1 protein-coding gene is annotated in these 1,158 nt (G+C 65.7%); it reads left to right on the plus strand.

The annotated features are described in order from the left end of the window. A partial coding sequence (locus MXD62_RS27600; protein WP_248832317.1) for an aromatic ring-hydroxylating dioxygenase subunit alpha occupies positions 1-1,158 on the plus strand: 1,158 nt, incomplete at both ends.

A 1,158-nucleotide genomic window follows, 5' to 3' on the forward strand; every position in this document is an offset into this window, starting at 1 on the left:
TCCGAGGAGTTCTTCCAGGCCGAGCGCGAGGCGATCTTCAAGCGGACCTGGCTGAAGGTCGGCCGGATGGAGCAGCTGCCCCGCAACGGAACGTTCTTCACCCGCGAGTTCGTGGGGCTGGGGTCGATCGTGATCACCCGGCACACCGACGGCGAGGTGTACGCGCTGCACAACATCTGCGCGCACCGCGGCAACAAGGTCGTCTGGCAGGAGCACCCGACCAACGAGACCCAGGGCAGCGCCCGGCAGTTCTCCTGCAAGTACCACGGCTGGCGTTACGGCCTCGACGGCAAGTGCACGTACGTCACCAAGCGCAACGAGTTCTTCGAGTCGCTGCCCGACGACGAGCTCGCCATGCCGCAGCTGCGCTGCGAGGTCTTCGCCGGGTTCATCTTCGTGAACTTCAGCCAGGACGCCCCGCCGCTGCGCCAGTTCCTCGGTGAGAAGCTGGCCACCGAGCTGGAGAGCTGGCCGTTCGAGAAGTTCACCAACCACTGGTCGTTCCGGACCAAGGTCAAGGGCAACTGGAAGATCGGCATCGACGCGCTGCTGGAGTGGTACCACCCGGCGTACGTCCACGGGCGGTTCCTCAACACCAACGTGGCCGAGGCGGAGAAGCTCGTCCCGCCGATGGACTCCTACCACTACGACCTGTTCACCCCGCACATGCTGACCTCGGTGCCCGGCCCGCCGCTGCTGAAGAAGAAGGAGGGCTCGGTCGGCCCGGCCAAGCGGGACATGAACTGGGCCTACCGGCTGTTCCGCGCCGGCCTGTTCGGCCCGGACGACGTCCGCGACGATCTCGGCCACCTCACGCCGGACCGCAACCCCGGCAACGTCCAGTCCTGGAGCAACGACCAGTACTGGCTGTTCCCGAACCTGTCGGTCCAGCTCTGGGGCCGCGGGTACTACATCACCTACCAGTACATCCCGGAGACGGTGGGCACCCACGCCTACGAGGTCGACATCTACTTCCCCGAGCCGAAGACCGCCTCCGAGCGCCTGGCCCAGGAGCTGGTCGTCGACAGCACCATCGAGTTCGCGATGCAGGACACGAACACGGTCGAGGCGACCTGGTCGCAGCTCAACAACCGCGCGCTGCAGACGTTCCACCTGTCCGACATGGAGCTGATGATCCGTCAGTTCCACAAGGTCGTC

It is taken from the genome of Frankia sp. Mgl5 (assembly GCF_023242985.1).
Classification (GTDB): Bacteria; Actinomycetota; Actinomycetes; order Frankiales; family Frankiaceae; genus Parafrankia; species Parafrankia soli.